A 19,608-nucleotide genomic window follows, 5' to 3' on the forward strand; every position below is an offset into this window, starting at 1 on the left:
GGCGGTGGAGGGGGCGGCCGCAAGCGCCGCGCCCTGCGAACCTTGCACTGCGTCCCTCGCCCCCTCCACCACGCTGCGCGTGGTCCCCCTCCCCCGCAGGCGGGGGAGGAGAAGCCCGTCGTGATCGTTGTGGCTTTTGCTTCGCTGTGCTCGTTGTGATGACACTTGAGCCGCGCGGCTCGCGGGAGGGAGCAACCCATGATGCGTTTTCTGGTGCAGGCGGTGGTGACCGCGCTGGGGCTGTGGCTGGCGGCGCAGTTCGTGCCGGGGGTGGCCTTCAGTGACGGCCTGACGCTGGCCCTCGCGGCGGTGCTGCTGGGCCTGGTCAATGCGGTGGTGCGGCCGCTGCTGGTGATCATCACCTTCCCGCTGACGGTGATCACCTTCGGCCTGTTCCTGCTGGTGGTGAACGCCGCCACCATCGGACTGACGGCCATGCTGCTGGACGGCTTCCAGGTCGACGGCCTGTGGCCGGGCGTCGGCGCCGCCATCGTCACCGGCGTCGTCAGCTGGATCGCCGGCTCGGCCATCCCGGACGAGAAGAAGGGGTAGGGGGCGGGCAGCCCCTCCGTCTCGCCGGCTTCGCCGGCGATCCACCTCCCCATTTCATGGGGAGGAGAACGCCTTTCCTCCCCACAAAGTGGGGAGGGGGACCGCGAAGCGGTGGAGGGGCGGGGCTGTCTCCGCCGCCCCCCGTTTGATCGCCGGGCCGGGCGCGGGTAAGGCAGGCGCTCCTCCTGACCGAAGCGCCCGCCATGCACGACATCAAAGCCATTCGCGAGACCCCCGAGACCTTCATCCAGGGCTGGTCCGCGCGCGGGGTGGAGGATGCGGCGGTCGTGGTGGACCAGCTGCTGGCGCTGGACCGTGACCTGCGCGTCGCCCAGACCCGGGGGCAGGAGGCGCTGGCCGCCCGCAACGCCGCCTCCAAGGCCATCGGCGCCGCCATGGGCCGGAAGGACCTGGCCGAGGCCGACCGGCTCAAGGCCGAGGTCGAGACGCTCAAGGACACCATCGCCGCGGCCGAGGCTGACGAGCGGCGTCTGGCCGGGGAGTTGAAGGACCGGCTGGCCGGGCTGAAGAACCTCGGCGCCGCCGACGTGCCCGACGGCGCGGACGAGCACGGCAATGTCGAGGTGTCGCGTTGGGGGACGCCGCGCACCACGGGGCCGGCGAAGGACCACGCCGACCTCGGCGAGGCGCTGGGCCTGCTCGACTTCGAGGCCGCCGCCCGCATGTCCGGGTCGCGCTTCGCCGTGCTCAAGGGCCAGCTGGCCCGGCTGGAGCGCGCCATCGGCCAGTTCATGCTGGACATGCAGGTCGACAGGCACGGGTATCAGGAGGTGAACCCGCCCTTCCTCGTGCGCAACTCGACTATGTATGGGACGGGTCAGCTCCCGAAGTTCGAAGAGGACTTGTTCTCGGCGATGCGGAGCAAGTCTGACGCCGACGCGATGTTCGACGAATTGATCAAGGGCGGCTTCGAGAAGGCTCGGCGGGAGCTCCCCGATGGAGCCACGCTAGAGATGCTCCAAGACGCTTTCAATCAGCTCCTCCCGTCGTGGCGCCAGACGTTCGACGGTGAGGTCAGCGAGCACTTGAAGCTCTACCTCATCCCCACCGCCGAGGTCTCCCTGACCAACCTGGTGCGCGAGCAGATCCTGTCCGAGGACGAGCTGGCCACGCCGATGCGGCTGACCGCCCTGACGCCCTGCTTCCGGGCCGAGGCGGGCTCGGCCGGGCGCGACACCCGCGGCCTGATCCGCCAGCATCAGTTCTCCAAGGTCGAGCTGGTCTCCATCACCCGGCCGGAGGACTCCGAGGCCGAGCACGAGCGCATGACGGCGTGCGCCGAGGCGGTGCTGCAGGCGCTGGACCTGCCGTTCCGCCGCATGCTGCTGTGCAACGGCGACATGGGCTTCTCGGCCCGCAAGACCTTCGATCTCGAGGTCTGGCTGCCCAGCCAGGGCACCTATCGCGAGATCAGCTCCTGCTCGAACTGCGGCGACTTCCAGGCCCGCCGCATGGACGCCCGCTTCAAGCGCGCCGGCGAGAAGAGGACCGAGTTTGTCCACACGCTGAACGGGTCAGGTCTGGCGGTCGGTCGCACGCTTGTCGCGATTATGGAGACCTATCAGGATGAGGGCGGCCGCATCGCCGTCCCCGACGCCCTGAAGCCCTGGATGGGCGGGGTCACCCATATCGGAGCCTGACGCCATGAAGACCGTGCTGTCTCTGGCCGCCGCCGCGGCCGCCGTCCTGTCCCTGTCGGCCTGCGCCACGACGCCGCGCACCGACCTGCCCTACGCCGCCGACGCCACCGAGTTCACCGGCTGGCTGAAGCTGTCGGGCGAGGAGTTCGAGCTTTACGCCCGCGAGGAGCAGGTGCTGCGTCCGTTCGCGCGCCCGTGCGTCTCGGGCGCCGCGTCGCTGGACGAGATGCGCGCGCTCGGCGACCTCGCCGGAGCCCGCGTGCGCATCACCGGCCGCACGGCCGCCTGGTCGTCCGACCTGCCGGGCAACCGCCTCGTCCATGAGCGCGCCACCATCCGCAACACCTGCGGCGGCGCCTTCGTCATCTTGGCCGACGACATCGAGGCCATCCTGTGATCGGAGCCTGATGCGCCTTCTGCTGACCAACGACGACGGGATCGACGCGCCGGGGCTGGAGGCCCTCGAGCGCATCGCCCGGGTGCTGTCCGACGACGTCTGGATCTGCGCCCCGGCGGTGGAGCAATCGGGCAAGGGCCGCGGCATCACCCTGACCGAGCCCCTGCGCGTCAACCGGCTGGGCGACCGGCGCTTCGCCGTCACCGGCACGCCCACCGACTGCGTGGTGCTGGCGGTCAATGACCTGATGCCGGAGAAGCCCGACCTGGTGCTGTCCGGGGTCAACCGCGGCCACAACGTCGGCGAGGACGTCAGCTATTCCGGCACCGTCGCCGGGGCGCTGCAGGGCATGGCCTTCGGCATCCGCTCCATCGCCCTGAGCCAGAGCCTCGAACGCTTCCACGACGAGGTGGTCGCCCACTTCGAGACCGCCGAGGCCTATGCCCCGGCCATCATCCGCCGTCTCCTCGACCAGAAGTGGGGCGACGGGGTGGTGATGAACCTCAACTTCCCGGCCCGCCCGCCCGAGGCGGTGACCGAGGTGGAGGTGACGCGCCAGGGCTTCCGTGATCTGGGGGAGATGCACGCGGTCAAGCGCACCGACCTGCGCGGCCGCGACTACTACTGGATGAGCTTCCGCGGCGCGAAGCAGCAGCATCCCGACGGTACCGACCTGCGGGCCATGGACGAGGGCCGCATCTCGGTCACGCCGCTGCACATCGACCTGACCCACATGCCCTCGATCCACGACCTCAAGGGCGTGCTGGGCGGCGCCCCGCCGAGGGCCGTGGCGTGAACCTCAGGGACGACCGGGCCGGGCGTCTGATCCTGTCGCTGCGCCAGCGCGGGGTCACCGACCCGCGCGTGCTGGCGGCGATGGAGTCGGTCGACCGCGCCGTGTTCGTCCACGAGAAGTTCCTCGACCAGGCCTGGGAGGACCAGGCCCTGCCGATCGACTGCGCCCAGACCATCAGCCAGCCCTTCATCGTCGGCCTGATGACCCAGGCGCTGGACGTGCAGGCGCGGCATCGGGTGCTCGAGATCGGCACCGGCTCCGGCTATCAGTGCGCCGTGCTCAGCCGGCTGGCGCGCTACGTCTATTCGGTCGAGCGCTACCGCAGCCTGCTGGCCGAGGCCGAAGGCCGCCTGCGGGCGCTGGAGATCGACAACGTCATCACCCGCCACGGCGACGGCGGGCTGGGCTGGATCGAGCAGGCCCCGTTCGACCGCATCATGGTCACCGCCGCCAGCCCGCACGAGCCGACCGAACTGCTCAAGCAGCTGAAGCCCAACGGGGTGCTGGTCTGCCCGGTCGGCCGCACCTCGGTGCAGATCCTGCACCGCTACGTCGGCCAGGGCGACGGCAGTTTCCGCCGCGAGAGCCTGACCGAGGTCCGCTTCGTGCCGCTGGTCGAGGGCATGGCCAGGGAGCCGTGAGGTCCACAAGCCCTCCCCCTCGATGGGGGAGGGTTGGGAGGGGGTGGGGGCAGTGCGCTTCCGGTCTCGCGCAGGAGGCTGAGCCTCTGGTGGATGAATGGGCGCCGTTGCGGGCCCACCCCCATCCCCGCCCCTTCCCCCATCGAGGGGGAAGGGAGAGCGTCAGGCCCCCGCCCAACTTTCGCGCCGTTTACCGCATTGGCTGGGGCGGTAGGTTTGGGGCAAACGATTCGGAACCGAGAGCAGGGAGGGGCGGCATGACCCGGAACGGCTGGCTGAGAGCAGCGGCGGTGGCGCTGGCGGCGATGACGGCGGCGGCGTGCTCGACCTATCCGGACGCCCCGCGCTATCCGACGCGGCCGGTCCCCCCGGGGACGGCCCTGCCGGGGCCCGCCGGCGGGCCGCCGCCCGCCAGCCCCTATGTCTACAATCCGGCCGCCCCGGCCCAGCCGGCCACTCCGCCGGCCCCCACGCCGATCCCCGGCGCCGCGGTGGCGCCGGTCGAGGGCGGGGCCCTGCCGCCGGCCCTGACCACCTCGACCGCCACGGCGCTGGGCCTGATGTACGAGCTGCAGCCCGGCGACACGGTGTCCGGCGTGGCGCGCCGCTTCCGCACCCCGGTGCAGACCCTGATCGATCTGAACAGCCTCGGCCCGCGCGGCGCGGTCAGCGCCGGCCAGCGGCTGCGCCTGCCCGACGGCGCCGTCGATGGCGGGGTCGATCCCTACGCCACGGGCCCGTCGCCGGTCGGCGTCGAGGTGACCAACACAGGCGCTCCGCCGCCGCCACCCCCGCCGGCGCGTCCCGCCACGCCGCCGACCCCCACGCCCCAGCCGGCCGTCGCTGGGAGCCTGGCCTTCACCTGGCCGGTGCGCGGCGACATCGTCCGCCGCTTCGGTCCGGTCGGGGTCAGCGAGCGCAACAACGGCATCAACATCGCCGCCCCGCGCGACACGCCGGTGGTGGCCGCGGCCGCCGGGCGGGTCGCCTATGTGGGCGACGGGCTCGTCGGCCAGGGCCTGACGGTGCTGATCACCCACGTTGACGGCTGGCGCACGGTCTACGGCCACCTCGGCTCGGCCAGCGTCCGCGACGGCGACGAGGTGCGCGCCGGCCAGACCATCGGCACGGTCGGGGAGACCGCCGGCGACGGCCGCCCGTCGATGCACTTCCAGACCCGTCGCATGCGCGGCGAAGACCCGGTGGCGATCGATCCGGTGACGGTGCTGCCGCGGTAGGCAGCGCATCGTTCCTTCTCCCCTTGCGGGAGAAGGTGTCCTGCGGAGCAGGACGGATGAGGGGTGTCAGCGCCGACGCCGGGCTGTTGTGGCGACCGTCGCCGGTTCATCACAACGAGCACAGCGAAAGGCACAGCGGGCAAAACGGCGTCGCGCAAGCTCCGCCGAAGGCGCCTTCTCCTGACAACGACAGTAGAGAAGGCGCTTCGCGCGCGGCGGCAGAGGGACCGTTGTGTCCTTTGTGGCCCCTCCGTGATCTCTGTGATGAACCCGGGACGTTGGCGCCGCCACCCCTCATCCGAGCCGCTCCGCGGCCCACCTTCTCCCGCAAGGGGAGAAGGAAGGGGGCGCCGCATTGCATCCGGCGACGCTGCGCCCTAGGTTCCGCGCCTCATTTTCTGCGGCGCGCGTCCGCGCCCGATCCGGAGTGATCCATGAGCCCGACCGCTGACGGTGGCATGACCGCCGCCCTGGTGCAGTTCCTGCCCTTCATCCTCATCTTCGTGCTGTTCTACTTCCTGCTGATCCGTCCGCAGCAGAAGCGCGCCAAGGAGCACCGCGAGATGATCGCCTCGCTGAAGCGCGGCGACCAGGTGGTCCTGTCCAACGGCATGGTCGGCAAGGTGACCCGCGTCGAGGACGCCGAGGCCATGGTCGAGATCGCCCAGGGCGTGAACGTCAGCGTCATCAAGGCGATGATCTCGGAGGTGCGTAACCGCACCGCCGTGGCCGCCAACGACCGCAAGTAAGCCCAGCTCTCTCCCGCCCGGATCCCCGCCATGATTCAGCTGTCACGCTGGAAGGTCGTCCTCGTCGTCCTTGCGGTGATCCTGGGCGTCGCCTTCGCCTATCCGAACCTGCTGACGCCCGCCCAGCGTGCGGCGCTGCCGGACTTCCTGCCGAAGAACGCGCTCAACCTCGGCCTCGACCTGCAGGGCGGCTCGTACCTGCTGCTCGAGGTCGATGTCGACGAGATGCGCCAGGCCCGCCTCGACAACCTCGTCGAGGACGTGCGGGTGTCGCTGAACGAGTCCGGCGTGGCCCTGGCCCGGATCGAGCGCGAGGCCGCCGGCGCGGTGGTCCGCGTCGCCCCGGCCGATCAGGACGCGGCCTTCACCGCCCTGCAGCCGCTGGGCAGCCAGCCGGGTCTCGCCGGCGCCGCCGCCGAGCGCACCGTCAGCCGCGCCGGCAATGACGGCATCCGCGTCGTCTTCACGCCCCAGGCGCTGGAGCAGATGGGCCCCAATGCCGTCGAGCAGTCGATCGAGGTGGTGCGCCGCCGGATCGACGCCCTCGGCACCCGCGAGCCCTCGATCACGCGTCAGGGCGCCAACCGCATCGTCGTCCAGGCCCCGGGCGAGAGTGATCCGGAAGAGCTGGAACGGGTCATCGGCCAGACGGCGCAGCTGACCTTCCAGATGGTCGATGACGAGAACTCGGTGCAGGACGCCCTCGCCGGGCGCGTGCCGCCGGGCTCCGAGGTCGTCTACGACGAGTTCAACACCCCCTATCTGGTCAAGACCCGGGTGCTGGTGTCGGGCGAAAATCTGACCCGCGCCGAGGTCTCCACCGACCAGAACAATCGCCCGGCCATCGGCTTCCGCTTCGACGGCCAGGGCGCGCGCCGCTTCGCCGAGGCCACGCGCCCGGAGAACCGAGGCAAGCTGTTCGCCATCATCCTCGACGGCAAGGTCATCTCGGCCCCGCGCATTAACAGCCCGATCCCCAACGGCTCCGGCATCATCGAGGGCCAGTTCACCATCGCCGAGGCCTCGGAAATGGTGAACCTGCTGAACGGCGGCGCCCTGCCGGCGCCGCTGACAGTCGAGGAGCGTCGGGTCGTCACCGCCGAGCTGGGCGCCGACGCCGTGCAGGCAGGCGCCATCTCGGTGGCCGTGGGCGGGCTGATCATCGTCGCCTTCATGATCCTCTCCTACGGCTGGCTGTTCGGCGGCATCTCGGTACTGGGCCTGGTGCTCAACGGTCTGATGATCGTCGCCGCCATGTCGCTGACCCAGGCGACCCTGACCCTGCCGGGCATCGCCGGTCTGATCCTGACCTTCGCCGTGGCCGTCGACGCCAATGTGCTGATCTACGAGCGGATGCGCGACGAGGCGCGGGCCGGGCGGTCGGTGATCGCCAGCATGGACGCCGGCTTCAACCGCGCCATGGGCACCATCATCGACGCCAACCTGACCACCCTGGTGGCGGCGCTGATCATGTTCGTGTTCGGGGCCGGTCCGGTGCGCGGCTTCGCCTGGACCCTGACCATCGGCGTGTTCACCTCGGTGTTCTCGGCGGTGCTCGTCGCCCAGGTGCTGCTGGCCTACTGGCTGCGGGCGAAGAAGCCCAAGACCCTGCCGATCGCGGAGTGATGACCATGTCGTGGTGGCCCCTCATCAAGACCCTCCCGGTCAAGACCAACTTCCGCTTCGTGCGCTTCGCGCGCCTGTTCGGGATCCTGTCCGTGCTGCTCTGCGCGGCCTCGCTGATCGGCGTCTTCTATCCCGGCCTGAACCTCGGCATCGACTTCCGCGGCGGCGCCGCCATGGAGATGACCCGGCCGGGCGGCCAGACGCTGGACCTCGGCGCCGTGCGCGGCGCGGTCGATGACCTCGGCCTCGGCGACGTGCAGGTGCAGGGCATCGACAGCGACTCCAGCGCCATCGTGCGCTTCCAGATTCCCGACGGCACGGTCCAGGCGGACACGGTCAACCGGGTGCAGGCGGCGATCACCGAAGCGGTGCCGGACGCGCGCTTCTCGGGCACCAGCGTGGTCGGCTCCAAGGTGTCCGGCGAGCTGCTGACCTCGGGCGTCCTCGCCCTGGTCGTCGCCGTGATCCTGATGTTCCTCTACATCGCCTTCCGCTTCCCCTGGCAGTTCGGCCTCGGAGCGGTGTTCGGGCTGGTGCACGACGTGGTGCTGGTGTTCGGCCTGATGGTGCTGATGCAGCTGGAGTTCAGCCTGAACAGCGTCGCCGCCATCCTGACGGTGATCGGCTATTCGATGAACGACACCGTCGTGGTGTTCGACCGCCTGCGGGAGAACCTGCGCAAGTACAAGACCATGCCGCTGCGTGACATCATCGACCTGTCGGTCAACGAGACCCTGTCGCGGACCATCATCACCGGCATCACGGCGGTCATGGTGCTGGCGGCGCTGGCGGTGCTCGGCGGTCCGGCCCTGTTCGCCTTCTCCATCGCCCTGATGTTCGGCATCATCATCGGCACCTATTCGTCGGTGTATATCGCCGCCCCGGTGATCCTGATCTGGGGCGTCAAGCGCGGCGAGTCGGCCGAGGACGCCCAGCCGGTGGTGCTCGGCCCGGCCAGCCGGCCGTAAGGCGAGGCGGGGGCTGACCCCGCCCGCCCTTCTCCCCGGAGCGCGAACCGGCTAATCCGGCGCAGGTGAACGACGCCACGGGAGGGGCGAGACATGGCCGGACTGCTGACCAACTTCAGGAACACCCTTCTGCTCAGCCTCGTGCTGGCGGGGGTGATGATCTACGCCTTCGGCGCGGCCTACGGCGGCTTCGACGTGATCTTCTGGCAGGCGACGTTCCGCTGGGTGCACGTGGTGCTGGGCATCCTCTGGATCGGCCTGCTGTACTACTTCAACTTCGTGCAGATCCGGGTGATGCCGGCCGTGCCCGCCGAGCTGAAGCCGACGGTGACGCGCTACATCGCGCCGGAGGCCCTCTTCTGGTTCCGCTGGGCGGCGCTGGGCACGGTGCTGGCCGGCCTCGCCCTGATGGCCACCCGCGGCCACGCCTATTCGGCCGAGGCCCTGAGCTTCGGCTTCGCCGCCGGCTACGGGCCCGAGGACCGCGGCTTCACCCTGCTGGGCGTCGGCATCTGGCTGGCCATCGTCATGTTCCTGAACGTCTGGGGCGTGATCTGGCCGAACCAGAAGCGCGCGCTTGGCATCGTCGTCGTCGATGACGACAAGAAGGCCCACGCCGCCCGCGTCGCCATGCTGGGCAGCCGCATCAACCTGCTGCTGTCGCTGCCGATGCTGACGTCCATGGCCATGTACCAGACGCTCCTTGGCTGAGGCCGACCTCGACGGACAGGTCCGCGCGGCCGATCCCGACCGCTGGCTGTCCAGCCGGCTGGTGGCGGACGCCGGCGCGCGCGCGGACCTGATCGCCCTCTACGCCTTCGAGGCGGAGCTTTCCGCCATCCCCGCGCGCGTCACCCAGCCCCTGCTGGCGGAGATGCGCTTCACCTGGTGGGCGGAGCAGATGGACGGGGTCTTCGCCGGGACGCCGCGCAAGGGCCATCCGGTCCTGGAGGCGCTGGCGGCGGCCGTCGCCGGTCGCGGGCTGCAGCGGGCCCCGCTGGACGCCCTGATCGACGCCCACCTCGACCGCGCCCATGGCCGCCCCCATGATCTCGAGGCCCTGTTCACCGGCCCGGCGGTCGAGGCGGCGCGGCTGCTCGGCGCGCCGGAGCCCGCCCTCGCGGCCCCGGCCGGGCGGCTGTGGGGCCTGATCCAGACCGGTCAGTTCGACGCCGCCCGCGCCCTCCGCCCTGAGGCCAATCGCGCCCTGAAACAGCTGCCCGCCGCCGCCTTCCCCGCCGTGGCCCACGCTGCGCTGATCGATCGCGACGCGCCCGAGCCGGTCAAGCGCCTGCGCCTGATCTGGGCCAGCCTCAGGGGACGGGTTTAGCCGTCCGCTGCCGCCGCCGCCTCCAGCGCCGCCAGGTCAAAGCCGGCGATGGCCTTGACGTGGCGGCTGATGCGATCGACCGGCCAGTCCCACCAGGCCAGGGCCAGCAGACGCGTGACTTCGGCTTCCGGCCGGCGCATCCGGATGACCCGGGCCGGGTTGCCGCCGACGATGGCATAGGGCGGCACGTCCGAGGTCACGACGCTGCGAGCGGCGATCACTGCGCCGTGGCCGACCGTGACGCCCGGCATCAGCACCGCGCCCTGACCGATCCAGACATCCGAGCCGACGACGATGTCGCCCTTGTGCGGCCACGTCTCCGGCAGGGCCGTCTCCCAGCCGCCGCCGAAGATCCCGAACGGAAAGGTCGACAGGGTCTCCGTATGGTGATTGCCGCCGTTCAGCAGGAAGGTCGCGCCGGAGGCGATGGCGCAGAACTTCCCGATCACCAGCCGGTCGCCGATGAAGGGGAAGGCGTACAGGACGTTCTTCTCGAACCCCAGCGGGTCGTCGGGGTCATGATAGTAGGTGAACTCCCCCACCTCGATCTGGGGGTTCGACACCACGGCCTTGAGAAAGACCATGGTCGGGGCGTGCGGCAGGGGGTGGACGGCCGAGGGATCGGGGCCGGCGACGGCAGGCATGGGGCGAGCTCCGCTGACGGGGGCAAGGACAGGAACGGTCATGTCGTTGCGCGCGGAGGACGCCGGATCGCGGCGGCCAGACCCGCGCTCGTCAGCTGATCACGTCAGGCGAGCTCCGGTTGGGGTGGCACCTGAGCGCCGGGGACGGACGACGTCAAGCTTGAGGGGAGCGACGATTCAGGCGAGTGCGTCCCGGGAACGATGGCGCCAGGGTTGGCTATCGAAACGCGTTCAGGGGAGTGTGATGAGTCCTGCAAGGCTGGCGCTTCTGGTCCTCGCCGCCGTCGGCGGCGGTCTGGCGCTGCTCGTGGCCACCGGGGTGGTAGACCTGCCGGGGGAGCGCGCGGATGCCGCCCCGGAGGCGGCTACGCCGGCCCCGGTCGCCGCGGAACAACCTGCCGCCCCCGCGAGCGCAGGGACGCCTGCGCCGGACGGCGCCACGCCCCCGGCCGGGTCGGCGCCGTTCCTCGCCGCCCGCTGGGTCAACGAGGGCGGCGAGTGCAACAGTGGCGAGTCGTTCCTGCTCGACCCCTCGGGGGAGTATTTCGACGAGGGCTCGGCCGGGACGTGGACGCTGGCCGGCGACCAGCTCACGATCACGGCCGTGGACATCGAACACGCCGGTCTGGGGCCCTCCGAGAGCGGTTCGACGCCGCGCACCAGCGTGGTCACCGTCATCAAGCCCGGCCCGGACCGCCTCATCTGGGTCGACGCCGAAGGCCGCAAGAGCCTGTTCGCCCGCTGCCCCTGAGGTCGCCGCGACCGGCGAGACGGGGGCTCAGGCCGCGGCCGCCCCGCTCCACCGGTCCAGCGACGCCAGCGCCCGCAGGCTCATCAGCCGCTTCTTGGCCCGGCCGCGGTCCTTCGGCGGGATGCGCTTGCCGTCCTCGTCGACCCGCGGCGCTTCCAGCGGCGGCAGCAGGCCATAGTTGACGTTCATCGGCTGGAACTTGGCGCCGTCCAGATGCCCGCCGGTGATGTGCTCGACCAGGGCGCCCAGCGCCGTGTCCGCGGGCGGGGCCTCGATCGGGGCCCCGAGGCGCTCGGCCGCGGCCAAGCGTCCGGTGACCAGCCCCATGGCGGCGCTCTCGACATAGCCCTCGACGCCGGTGACCTGGCCGGCGAAGCGCAGCCTCGGCATGGCCTTGAGGCGGAGCTGGCGGTCCAGCAGCTTCGGGCTGTTCAGGAAGGTGTTGCGGTGCAGGCCGCCGAGCCGGGCGAACTGGGCGTTTTCCAGGCCCGGGATCATGCGGAACACCTCGGCCTGGGCCCCGTGCTTCAGCTTGGTCTGGAAGCCGACCATGTTGAACAGCGTGCCCAGCGCATTGTCCTGGCGCAGCTGGACGATGGCGTGGGGCTTGACCGTCGGGTTGCGCGGATCGGTCAGGCCGACCGGCTTCATCGGGCCGTGGCGCAGGGTCTCCCGGCCGCGCTCGGCCATCACCTCGATCGGCAGGCAGCCGTCGAAATAGGGCACGTGCTCCCAGTCCTTGAACTCGGCCTTGGGGCCCGACAGCAGGGCGTCGATGAAGGCCTCGTACTGATCCCGGGTCATCGGGCAGTTGACATAGGCGGCGGCGTCGCCGCCCGGCCCGGCCTTGTCGTACCGCGACTGGCGCCAGGCGATGTCGAAGTTGATCGTGTCCGCATGGACGATCGGGGCGATGGCGTCGAAGAAGCTCAGGCTCTCCTCGCCGGTCAGCTCGAGGATGGCGTCCGCCAGGGCCGGGGAGGTCAGCGGGCCGGTGGCCACGATCACGCTGTCCCAGTCGGCCGGCGGCAGGCCGTCGATCTCCTCGCGCACGACGGTGATCAGCGGATGGGCCTCGAGCCGGGCAGTGACGGCGGCCGAGAAGCCCTCGCGGTCGACGGCCAGCGCCCCGCCGGCCGGCACCTGGTTGGCGTCGCCGCAGGCCATGATGACGCTGTCCAGCCGGCGCATCTCGGCGTGAAGCAGACCGACGGCGTTGTACTCCCAGTCGTCCGACCGGAAGGAGTTGGAGCAGACCAGTTCGGCCAGGCCGTCGGTGTGGTGGGCGTCGGTCTTCACGCCGGGGACGCCGCGCATCTCGTGCAGGATCACCGGCACGCCGGCGCGGGCGATCTGCCAGGCGGCCTCGGAGCCGGCCAGGCCGCCGCCGATGACATGGATGGGGGAGGGGGTGCTCATCGCGGCTTTCTAGTCACGTCGGCCCGCCGCGTCACGGCCGGTCTGGTCGCAGGGCGGCCGGCGGGTTAAGGATCGGGCCGTATCGGGAGGGGGCATGACCCGACGAGCTGGAAACGCACGCGCCGACGGGCGGCGGTTGAACGTGGGCGCGGCCCTCATGGCTGGCGCAGCGACGATGCCGCGCATGTACCGCGAGGCCTGGGGCGCCCTGGCCTTCGGCGTGGTGGCGGGGGTCCTGCCGGTTCTGGCGCCCCTGCCCGGGGGCGCGGCCTGGGTGGCCGGCCTGTTCCAGGCGCTGGCGGTGCTGATCGCCTGGGGCGCCCTGACCCGGATCGGCTTGACCCGCGACGTCGGAGGCGCGCAGGCGCTGGGGCTCGGCCCGGCCGGGCTGCAGCTCGGCGCCGGCGAGGGCCGGATCCTCGCCGCCCTCCTGCTGAACCTGATCTTCCTCGCCATCCTCGCCACGGTCACGACCCTGCTGCTGCTGGGCGTCGCTGGCGCGTCGGATCTCGACGCCGAGGCCATCGCCGCGCGCAACTGGGGCCGCGCCGGCACGCCGCTGCAGCTGGCGGTGGTCGGCCTCGTGGCGGCCATCGCCATCGGCGTGCCGCTGCTGTTCGCCGTGCGCCTGTCCCTGTTCGCCCAGGCCAGCCTCGGGCGGGGGCGGGTCATTTCGCTGAACACCCTCGGCGTGGCCGAAGGCAGTCTGTGGCCGCTTTTTGCGTTGTTGCTGGTGGTGGCCCTGCCCAAGATCGCCCTGCTGGTCCTGTCGGCCCAGGGAATCCTGACCGGCGCCGCCGGTCAGATCGTCTGGGTGCTGGTGCTGGCCCTGATCCAGGCGCCGTTCGCCGCCGGCGCCATGGGCGACGCCTATCGTCAGCTTGAGTACTGGACCCCTGAGAAGGAGAGCGCCGCATGAGCCGTCGCCCCGACTTCGATTTCAGCCGCGCGCTGGAGGCCCCCTTCCGGCTGATGCGCCGCCCCCTGACCCTGATCGGCTGGGGCGCGGTCGTCTGGCTGCCGTTCCTGTTCGTGATCCCCTTCCTCGGCCAGTTCTTCCCGCTGCCGGTCGACGGCGTCGACGTCGAGGTCTGGATGGAGCAGAACCTCGAGGGCTGGCTGGCGGCGCAGGTCTACAGCCAGCTGGCCAGCTGGCTGCAGATCTTCCTCAGCATCCTCGTCGCCGCCTGGGCCACGCGCGTGACCCTGACGCCGCGCGCCCGCGGCTTCGCCATCGGCATGGACGAGCTGCGCTACGGTCTGACCGTGATCGTGGTGTGGATCGCTGTTTTCGTCCTGATATTCGCCCTGACGCTCATCGGCTTCGCGGTCGGCGCCGCCCTGTGGTCCCTCGGCGACCCGGCGCGAGGGCTCGGCATCGCCCTCTATATCCTGGTCGCGACCGTCCTGGTCATCTGGCTGGCCCTGCGCACCTGCTTGATCGCCCCGATGAGCATGGCGACCGGCGAGTTCGCCGTCGGCGACGGCTGGCGCGCGACGGGCGGGCGGGTCTGGAAGCTGCTGGGCCTGATCATCATCGTCGCCCTGCTGGCGACGGTCGTGACCCTGTTCGCCTATGCCGTCATCGCCGCGATCGGCGGGGCGGTCTTTTTCGGCCTCGGCGGCCGCATCGACTTTGGCGCCGACACGCCGGCGCAGGTGACCCAGGACTGGATCCCGCTGCTCGCCGCGGCAGGGGCCGTGATGCTGCCCCTGCTCTATCTGACGGGTCTCGGCCAGGCGTTCAGCGTGGCCCCGCTCGCCTCGGCCGCCGCCGATCTGGCGCCCCGGCCGCGGGAAACGGGTGACGCGCCCCCGGCGAGTTCGCTAGACTCCCTGTGACCGCTTCCCGAGGGACCGCCATGACCTTCTCCGCCACCGACGCCGCCTTCGAGGGCTTCCGCCTGACCCGCCGCGCGCCCGTCGCCGTGGCGCTGTGGGCCCTGCTCTACGTGGTGCTTATGGTCGCCACGGTCGCCCTCATGGGGCCGTCGCTGGCCACCCTGATGGCCGAGGTGGCGCGGCTCCAGGACATGGCGTCGCCGCAGCCCGAGGATCTGCAGAGCCTCGGCGCGCTTTACGCCCTGCTGGTCGGCACCGCCCTGCCGCTGTCGCTGCTGGTGACGGCTGTCCTCGCCGCTGCGGTGGCCCGGGCCGTGCTGAGGCCGGCCGAGTCCGCCCTGGGCTATATGCGTCTCGGCATGGACGAGCTCCGGGTGCTGGGCGTGACCCTCGTGCTGTTTGTCGTCTTCGCCATCGCCTGGACGTTGCCGTTCGTGCTGGTCGGCGTCATCGGCGGCGTCGCGACGGCGTCGGGACAGGGCTGGCTCTGGCTCGTCGCCGTCCTGCTCGGGCTGGCCGGTGTGGCCGGGGTCATCTGGCTGCTGGTGCGGCTGAGCCTCGCGGTGCCGCTGGTCGTGGCCGAGCGCCGCTTCGCCCCCTTCGCCTCCTTCGCCCTGACGAAGGGAAGCTTCTGGCCCCTGCTCGGCATGGCGGTGATTGCGATCGTCATGGCCGTGATCGTCGGCCTGCTCGGCAGCATCGTCGTGATGCCGATCACCCTGATGACCGGGGACCTTGAGCGGCTCGCGGCCTTCGAAGGCGCCAGCCTTGTGGAGCTGCTGCAGGGCGCCGCGCCTGCCCTGATCGCCTTCGGGGTGATCAACGGCATCCTCTCGGCCCTGCAGCTGGCGATCATGTACGCGCCCTTCAGCGCCGCCTACCGCGACCTCAAGGCCGGCTGAGCCGCGCGGCGATCACCGTCCCTCGCCGGCCAGCCGCAGTTCCAGTTCAGCGACCTGTCGCTTCAGCCGGTTGACGTGCATCACCGGCCAGAACGAGAACTTGATGGTGAAGGACATCAGGATCAGCCCCAGCGCCGGCAGGCCGAAACGCAGGGCCTCCATCGGCTCCGCCGCCTGAAGGAAGCGCCAGCCGCACCAGACGCCGGCGGCGAACAGGCCGATTTCGGCGACCATCATGGCCAGGGTGGCCCAGGCCGCCCCGCCCCGAAACAGGCCGAACGCCAGCTCGAAGAAGCCCGGCTGGCGCTCGAGGCGGTCAAGGATGGCCCGCTGGGCGGGGGTCAGGGTCGAGGCGATATCCGGCATGAGACGCTCCTCTCAAAGGCTCATGCCGGAAAGGTGCGTCGAACCGGCCCGCCGGTTCAGCGGGCCGGTCGGTTTTTCGCTCAGGCCGCGGCCCTGGCTCCCGTGAACCGGCCGTAGAAGGTCTCGCCCTTCGCGGCCATGTCGCGCAGCAGCTGCGGCGGGCTGAAGCGGTCGCCGTACTTCGCCGCATAGGTGTCAGCCTGGTCGACGAAGGCCTTCAGCCCGTACTGGTCGATGTAGGTGATCGGGCCGCCGGTCCAGGGCGCGAAGCCCCAGGCCAGGATGGCGCCGACGTCGGCCTCGCGCGGGTCGTCGATGACGCCCTCTTCCCAGCAGCGCGCCACCTCGACCGCCTGACGGAACAGCAGGCGGCGCTTCTGATCCTCGACCAGCTCGGGGGTGGAGTCGTTGATCTTCACCGGGGCCAGGTCCGACAGGCCCTTCCAGAGGGTCTTGGGCTTGGTGTCGTAGTCGTAGAAGCCCTTGCCGTTCTTGCGGCCGTAGCGGCCCAGCTCCTCGACCATCCTGCGGACGATCTCCGAGCCCGGCAGTGGCTTGTAGGCGTCGCCGAGGTCCTCGGCCGTCTGCTTCGCGATCTTGACGCTGAGGTCCAGCGCCACGTCGTCGTGCATCTCCAGCGGGCCGCGGGGCATGCCGGTGGCCCGGCCGATGTTGTCGATCAGGGCGGGGGCGTAGCCCTCCTCCAGCATGGCCATGCCCTCGGCCACATAGGTGCCGAAGCAGCGGCTGGTGTAGAAGCCGCGGCCGTCGTTGACGACGATCGGGGTCTTTTTGATCTTCATGACGTAGTCGAGCGACTTGGCCAGGGCGACCTGGCCGGTCTTCGCGCCCATGATGATCTCGACCAGCATCATCTTGTCGACGGGCGAGAAGAAGTGGATGCCGATGAAGTCCTCGGGCCGCACGCTGGCCTCGGCGAGGCCGGTGATCGGCAGGGTCGAGGTGTTGGAGCCGAACACCGCGCCCGGGGCCAGCTGGGCCTCGGCGCGCTTCGTCACCTCGGCCTTGATCTCGCGGTTCTCGAACACCGCCTCGATCACCAGGTCCGAGCCCTTGATGTGATCGTAGTCGGTGGTCGGCACCACCAGCGCCAGCAGGGCGTCGTACTTCTCCTGGGTCAGCTGGCCGCGCGACAGCCGCTTCTTCAGCAGGCCCTCGACATGGGCCTTGCCCTTGTCGGCGGCGTCCTGGTCGCGGTCGATCAGGATGGTCTCGATGCCGGCCATGGCGTTCACATAGGCGATGCCGGCGCCCATCATGCCGGCGCCCAGCACGGTGACCTTCTTCGGGTCCGACGGCGGCACGTCCTTCGGCCGCACCGCGCCCTTGTCCAGCTCCTGCTTGGACAGGAACAGCGAGCGGATCATGCCCTGGGCCTGGGGCGTCATCAGGGTCTTGATGAAGTAGCGCGTCTCGACCCGCAGGGCCGCGTCCATCGGCAGCTGCACGCCCTCGTAGACCGCCTTCATCAGGTTGATGACGGCCGGATAGTTGCCGTAGCTCTGCTTGCGCAGCATGGCGTTGCCGACGAGGAAGTTCTGCACCCCCGCCGGATGGTAGGGGCCGCCGCCGGGCAGCTTGAAGCCCTTGTCGTCCCACGGCTGCTGCGCCTTGCCGCCGCCCTTGATCCAGGCCTTGGCCGCCTCGACCGCGCCGCCCTTGGCCACGACCTCATGGACGATGCCGGCGCCCTTCGCGTCGTTCGGGCGGAAGGACTTGCCCTCGCTCATGGCCATCATGGCCGCCTGCACGCCGACGAGGCGGGTCAGGCGCTGGGTGCCGCCGCCGCCCGGGAACAGGCCGACCTTGATCTCCGGCAGGCCCAGCTGGATCTTCGGATCGTCCTCAACGACGCGATAGTGGCAGGCGAGGGTCAGTTCGAGGCCGCCGCCCAGCGCCAGGCCGTTGATCGCGGCGGCCACCGGCTTGCCGCAGGTCTCCAGCGCGCGCAGGGCGCCGTTCAGCTTCCAGCCGGCGTCATAGGCCGCCTGCAGGTCGGCGCCGCCGAGCATGCCCGAGGCCATGTCGCCCAGGTCGGCGCCGGCGCAGAAGCCCGAGCTCTTGCCCGAGGTCAGCACCACGCCCTTGATGGCGTCGTCGCCCTTCACCTTGTCGACCCACTGCGGGATCTCGGCCATGACCGACGAGGTCAGGGTGTTCATCGACCGGCCCGGCACGTCGAAGGTGATCAGGGCGATGCCGTCGGCGTCGACGTCGATCTTGAAGTTTTCCATCGTGAGCTCCCGCTCTCTCGTTTCGTCATCCCCGGGCTTGTCCCGGGGACCCATAGACTCAGGTCTTTCCGCTCTGCTCCTCGCCGTCCGCGCTTATGGGTGGCCGGGACAAGCCCGGCCATGACGGCGGGAGGGGACGTCAGACGCGCTCGATGACCGTGGCGGTGCCCATGCCGCCGCCGATGCACAGGGTGATCAGGGCGGTGGACTGGTCGGTGCGCTCCAGCTCGTCGAGCACCGTGCCGAGGATCATCGCCCCGGTGGCGCCGAGCGGGTGGCCCATGGCGATGGCGCCGCCGCAGACGTTGATCTTGTCGTGCGGGATGTCGAGCGCCTGCATGTAGCGCAGCACGACGGCGGCGAAGGCCTCGTTCAGCTCCCACAGGTCGATGTCGGCGGTGGTCATGCCCAGCTTGCCGAGCAGCTTGTTGGTCACGAACTCCGGACCGGTCAGCATGATCGAGGGCTCGGAGCCGATCGAGGCGGCGCCGCGGATGCGGGCGCGCGGCTTCAGGCCCAGAGCCTGGCCGGCCTCCAGCGTGCCGATCAGCACCCCGGCCGAGCCGTCGACGATGCCCGAGCTGTTGCCCGGGGTGTGCACGTGGTTGACCCGCTCCACCTCGGGGTAGCGCTGGTTGATCACGGCGTCGAAGGCCATCTCGCCCATCATGGCGAACGACGGGTTCAGCCCGCCGAGGGTCTGCATGTCGGTGTTGGGACGGATCGTCTCGTCGTGGTCGAGGATGGTCAGGCCCAGCTGATCCTTGACCGGCACGACGGAGCGCTTGAAGCGCCCCTCGGCCCAGGAGCGGGCCGAGCGCTTGTGGCTCTCCACCGAATAGGCGTCGACGTCGTCGCGGCTGAAGCCCCACTTGGAGGCGATCATGTCGGCCGAGACGCCCTGGGGCACGAAGTAGGTCGGCATGGCCGAGGAGGGGTCGATCGGCCAGGCGCCGCCGTCCGAGCCCATCGGCACCCGGCTCATGGCCTCGATGCCGCCGCCGACGGCGAAGTCGGCCTCGCCGGACTTCACCTTGGCCGCGGCCATGTTCACCGCTTCCAGGCCCGAGGCGCAGAAGCGGTTGATCTGGACGCCGGCGGTGGTCTGGGCCCAGCCGGCGTTGAGCACGGCGGTGCGGGCGATGTCGGCGCCCTGCTCGCCCACCGGCGAGACGCAGCCGAGGATCACGTCGTCGACCTTCGAGGTGTCCAGCCCGTTGCGGTCGCGCAGGGCCTCCAGCACCTGGGTGGCCAGCGACAGGGCGGTGATCTCGTGCAGGCTCCCGTCCTTCTTGCCCTTGCCGCGCGGCGTGCGCACGGCGTCGTAGATGTAGGCGTCGGCCATGGTGCGTCTCCTGTAAGGACGGTTTCCTCGTTGGGGCCCAAAGGCCCTACGTTTACGTCAACGTCAAGTATCGATGTCGTGAGCGCGTCAGGGGCGAGCCGGGCCGGCGCGTCGCCGCGACGGCCC

Annotated in this window: 20 protein-coding genes; 15 read left to right on the forward strand and 5 right to left on the reverse strand. The window is 70.6% G+C overall.

The genetic code is table 11. The annotated features are described in order from the left end of the window. Positions 1-198 precede the first annotated feature (198 nt). The 11 genes from VGN74_RS12200 to VGN74_RS12250 all read left to right on the forward strand — a co-directional run bounded on the left by VGN74_RS12200 (position 199) and on the right by VGN74_RS12250 (position 9,958). Positions 199-552: a phage holin family protein gene (locus tag VGN74_RS12200; protein ID WP_327448566.1), complete on the forward strand. Its 354-nt coding sequence runs from the start codon at positions 199-201 to the stop codon at positions 550-552. Positions 553-755: 203 nt separating this feature from the next. Then, entirely contained in the window at positions 756-2,213 is a 1,458-nt protein-coding gene (gene serS, locus VGN74_RS12205; protein WP_327448568.1) for a serine--tRNA ligase, read from the forward strand. Positions 2,214-2,217: 4 nt separating this feature from the next. After that, a complete protein-coding gene (locus tag VGN74_RS12210; protein WP_327448570.1) occupies positions 2,218-2,610 on the forward strand; it encodes a hypothetical protein in 393 nt (130 codons plus the stop codon). A 10-nt stretch (positions 2,611-2,620) separates the two neighbouring features. Then, positions 2,621-3,406, forward strand: a complete 786-nt coding sequence (surE, locus tag VGN74_RS12215; protein WP_327448572.1) for a 5'/3'-nucleotidase SurE — start codon at positions 2,621-2,623, stop codon at positions 3,404-3,406. After that, positions 3,403-4,047, forward strand: coding sequence for a protein-L-isoaspartate(D-aspartate) O-methyltransferase (locus tag VGN74_RS12220; protein ID WP_327448574.1), 645 nt, complete (start codon positions 3,403-3,405; stop codon positions 4,045-4,047). Before surE ends, VGN74_RS12220 begins: the two co-directional genes overlap by 4 nt. A gap of 257 nt (positions 4,048-4,304) precedes the next feature. After that, positions 4,305-5,285, forward strand: a complete 981-nt coding sequence (locus tag VGN74_RS12225) for a M23 family metallopeptidase (RefSeq protein ID WP_327448576.1) — start codon at positions 4,305-4,307, stop codon at positions 5,283-5,285. Between the two features lie 434 nt (positions 5,286-5,719). After that, positions 5,720-6,034, forward strand: a complete 315-nt coding sequence (gene yajC, locus VGN74_RS12230; RefSeq protein WP_327448578.1) for a preprotein translocase subunit YajC — start codon at positions 5,720-5,722, stop codon at positions 6,032-6,034. 30 nt (positions 6,035-6,064) lie between these two features. Further along, positions 6,065-7,660, forward strand: coding sequence for a protein translocase subunit SecD (gene secD / locus VGN74_RS12235; RefSeq protein ID WP_327448580.1), 1,596 nt, complete (start codon positions 6,065-6,067; stop codon positions 7,658-7,660). Continuing rightward, positions 7,660-8,628 (forward strand): protein translocase subunit SecF, encoded by a 969-nt coding sequence (gene secF, locus VGN74_RS12240; RefSeq protein ID WP_327448582.1) that lies wholly within the window; start codon positions 7,660-7,662, stop codon positions 8,626-8,628. Before secD ends, secF begins: the two co-directional genes overlap by 1 nt. 93 nt (positions 8,629-8,721) lie before the next feature. Continuing rightward, a complete protein-coding gene (locus tag VGN74_RS12245; protein ID WP_327448584.1) occupies positions 8,722-9,339 on the forward strand; it encodes a hypothetical protein in 618 nt (205 codons plus the stop codon). Then, entirely contained in the window at positions 9,332-9,958 is a 627-nt protein-coding gene (locus VGN74_RS12250; RefSeq protein WP_327448586.1) for a squalene/phytoene synthase family protein, read from the forward strand. Before VGN74_RS12245 ends, VGN74_RS12250 begins: the two co-directional genes overlap by 8 nt. On the opposite strand, the gene VGN74_RS12255 is transcribed toward VGN74_RS12250, so the two are convergent. Further along, positions 9,955-10,602 (reverse strand): CatB-related O-acetyltransferase, encoded by a 648-nt coding sequence (locus tag VGN74_RS12255; RefSeq protein WP_327448588.1) that lies wholly within the window; start codon positions 10,600-10,602, stop codon positions 9,955-9,957. The two genes, VGN74_RS12250 and VGN74_RS12255, sit on opposite strands and share 4 nt — an antisense overlap. Before the next feature lie 244 nt (positions 10,603-10,846). Between VGN74_RS12255 and VGN74_RS12260 the strand changes: the two genes are divergently transcribed. After that, on the forward strand, positions 10,847-11,353 hold the full coding sequence (locus tag VGN74_RS12260; protein ID WP_327448590.1) for a hypothetical protein: 507 nt from the start codon (positions 10,847-10,849) through the stop codon (positions 11,351-11,353). 27 nt (positions 11,354-11,380) lie between these two features. On the opposite strand, the gene trmFO is transcribed toward VGN74_RS12260, so the two are convergent. Further along, entirely contained in the window at positions 11,381-12,772 is a 1,392-nt protein-coding gene (gene trmFO, locus VGN74_RS12265; RefSeq protein ID WP_327448592.1) for a methylenetetrahydrofolate--tRNA-(uracil(54)-C(5))-methyltransferase (FADH(2)-oxidizing) TrmFO, read from the reverse strand. Between the two features lie 157 nt (positions 12,773-12,929). On the opposite strand from trmFO, the gene VGN74_RS12270 reads away from it, so the two are divergent. The 3 genes from VGN74_RS12270 to VGN74_RS12280 are packed head-to-tail and all read left to right on the forward strand — an operon-like array spanning position 12,930 to position 15,516. Then, positions 12,930-13,691, forward strand: coding sequence for a hypothetical protein (locus VGN74_RS12270; protein WP_327448593.1), 762 nt, complete (start codon positions 12,930-12,932; stop codon positions 13,689-13,691). Beyond that, on the forward strand, positions 13,688-14,614 hold the full coding sequence (locus VGN74_RS12275; RefSeq protein WP_327448594.1) for a hypothetical protein: 927 nt from the start codon (positions 13,688-13,690) through the stop codon (positions 14,612-14,614). Before VGN74_RS12270 ends, VGN74_RS12275 begins: the two co-directional genes overlap by 4 nt. A gap of 20 nt (positions 14,615-14,634) precedes the next feature. Further along, positions 14,635-15,516, forward strand: coding sequence for a hypothetical protein (locus VGN74_RS12280; protein ID WP_327448595.1), 882 nt, complete (start codon positions 14,635-14,637; stop codon positions 15,514-15,516). Between the two features lie 12 nt (positions 15,517-15,528). Here VGN74_RS12280 and VGN74_RS12285 read toward each other — a convergent pair whose 3' ends face one another. From VGN74_RS12285 to VGN74_RS12295, 3 genes are all read right to left on the reverse strand, one after another. Further along, positions 15,529-15,882 (reverse strand): DUF6768 family protein, encoded by a 354-nt coding sequence (locus VGN74_RS12285; protein WP_327448597.1) that lies wholly within the window; start codon positions 15,880-15,882, stop codon positions 15,529-15,531. Positions 15,883-15,962: 80 nt separating this feature from the next. Then, the gene (locus tag VGN74_RS12290) at positions 15,963-18,137 is read right to left on the reverse strand and encodes a 3-hydroxyacyl-CoA dehydrogenase NAD-binding domain-containing protein (protein ID WP_327448599.1); all 2,175 of its coding nucleotides are present in this window, start codon (positions 18,135-18,137) and stop codon (positions 15,963-15,965) included. Between the two features lie 139 nt (positions 18,138-18,276). Continuing rightward, positions 18,277-19,482, reverse strand: coding sequence for an acetyl-CoA C-acetyltransferase (locus tag VGN74_RS12295; protein WP_327448601.1), 1,206 nt, complete (start codon positions 19,480-19,482; stop codon positions 18,277-18,279). Positions 19,483-19,608: the final 126 nt, after the last annotated feature.

Source organism: Brevundimonas sp. (genome assembly GCF_035998205.1).
Classification (GTDB): domain Bacteria; phylum Pseudomonadota; class Alphaproteobacteria; order Caulobacterales; family Caulobacteraceae; genus Brevundimonas.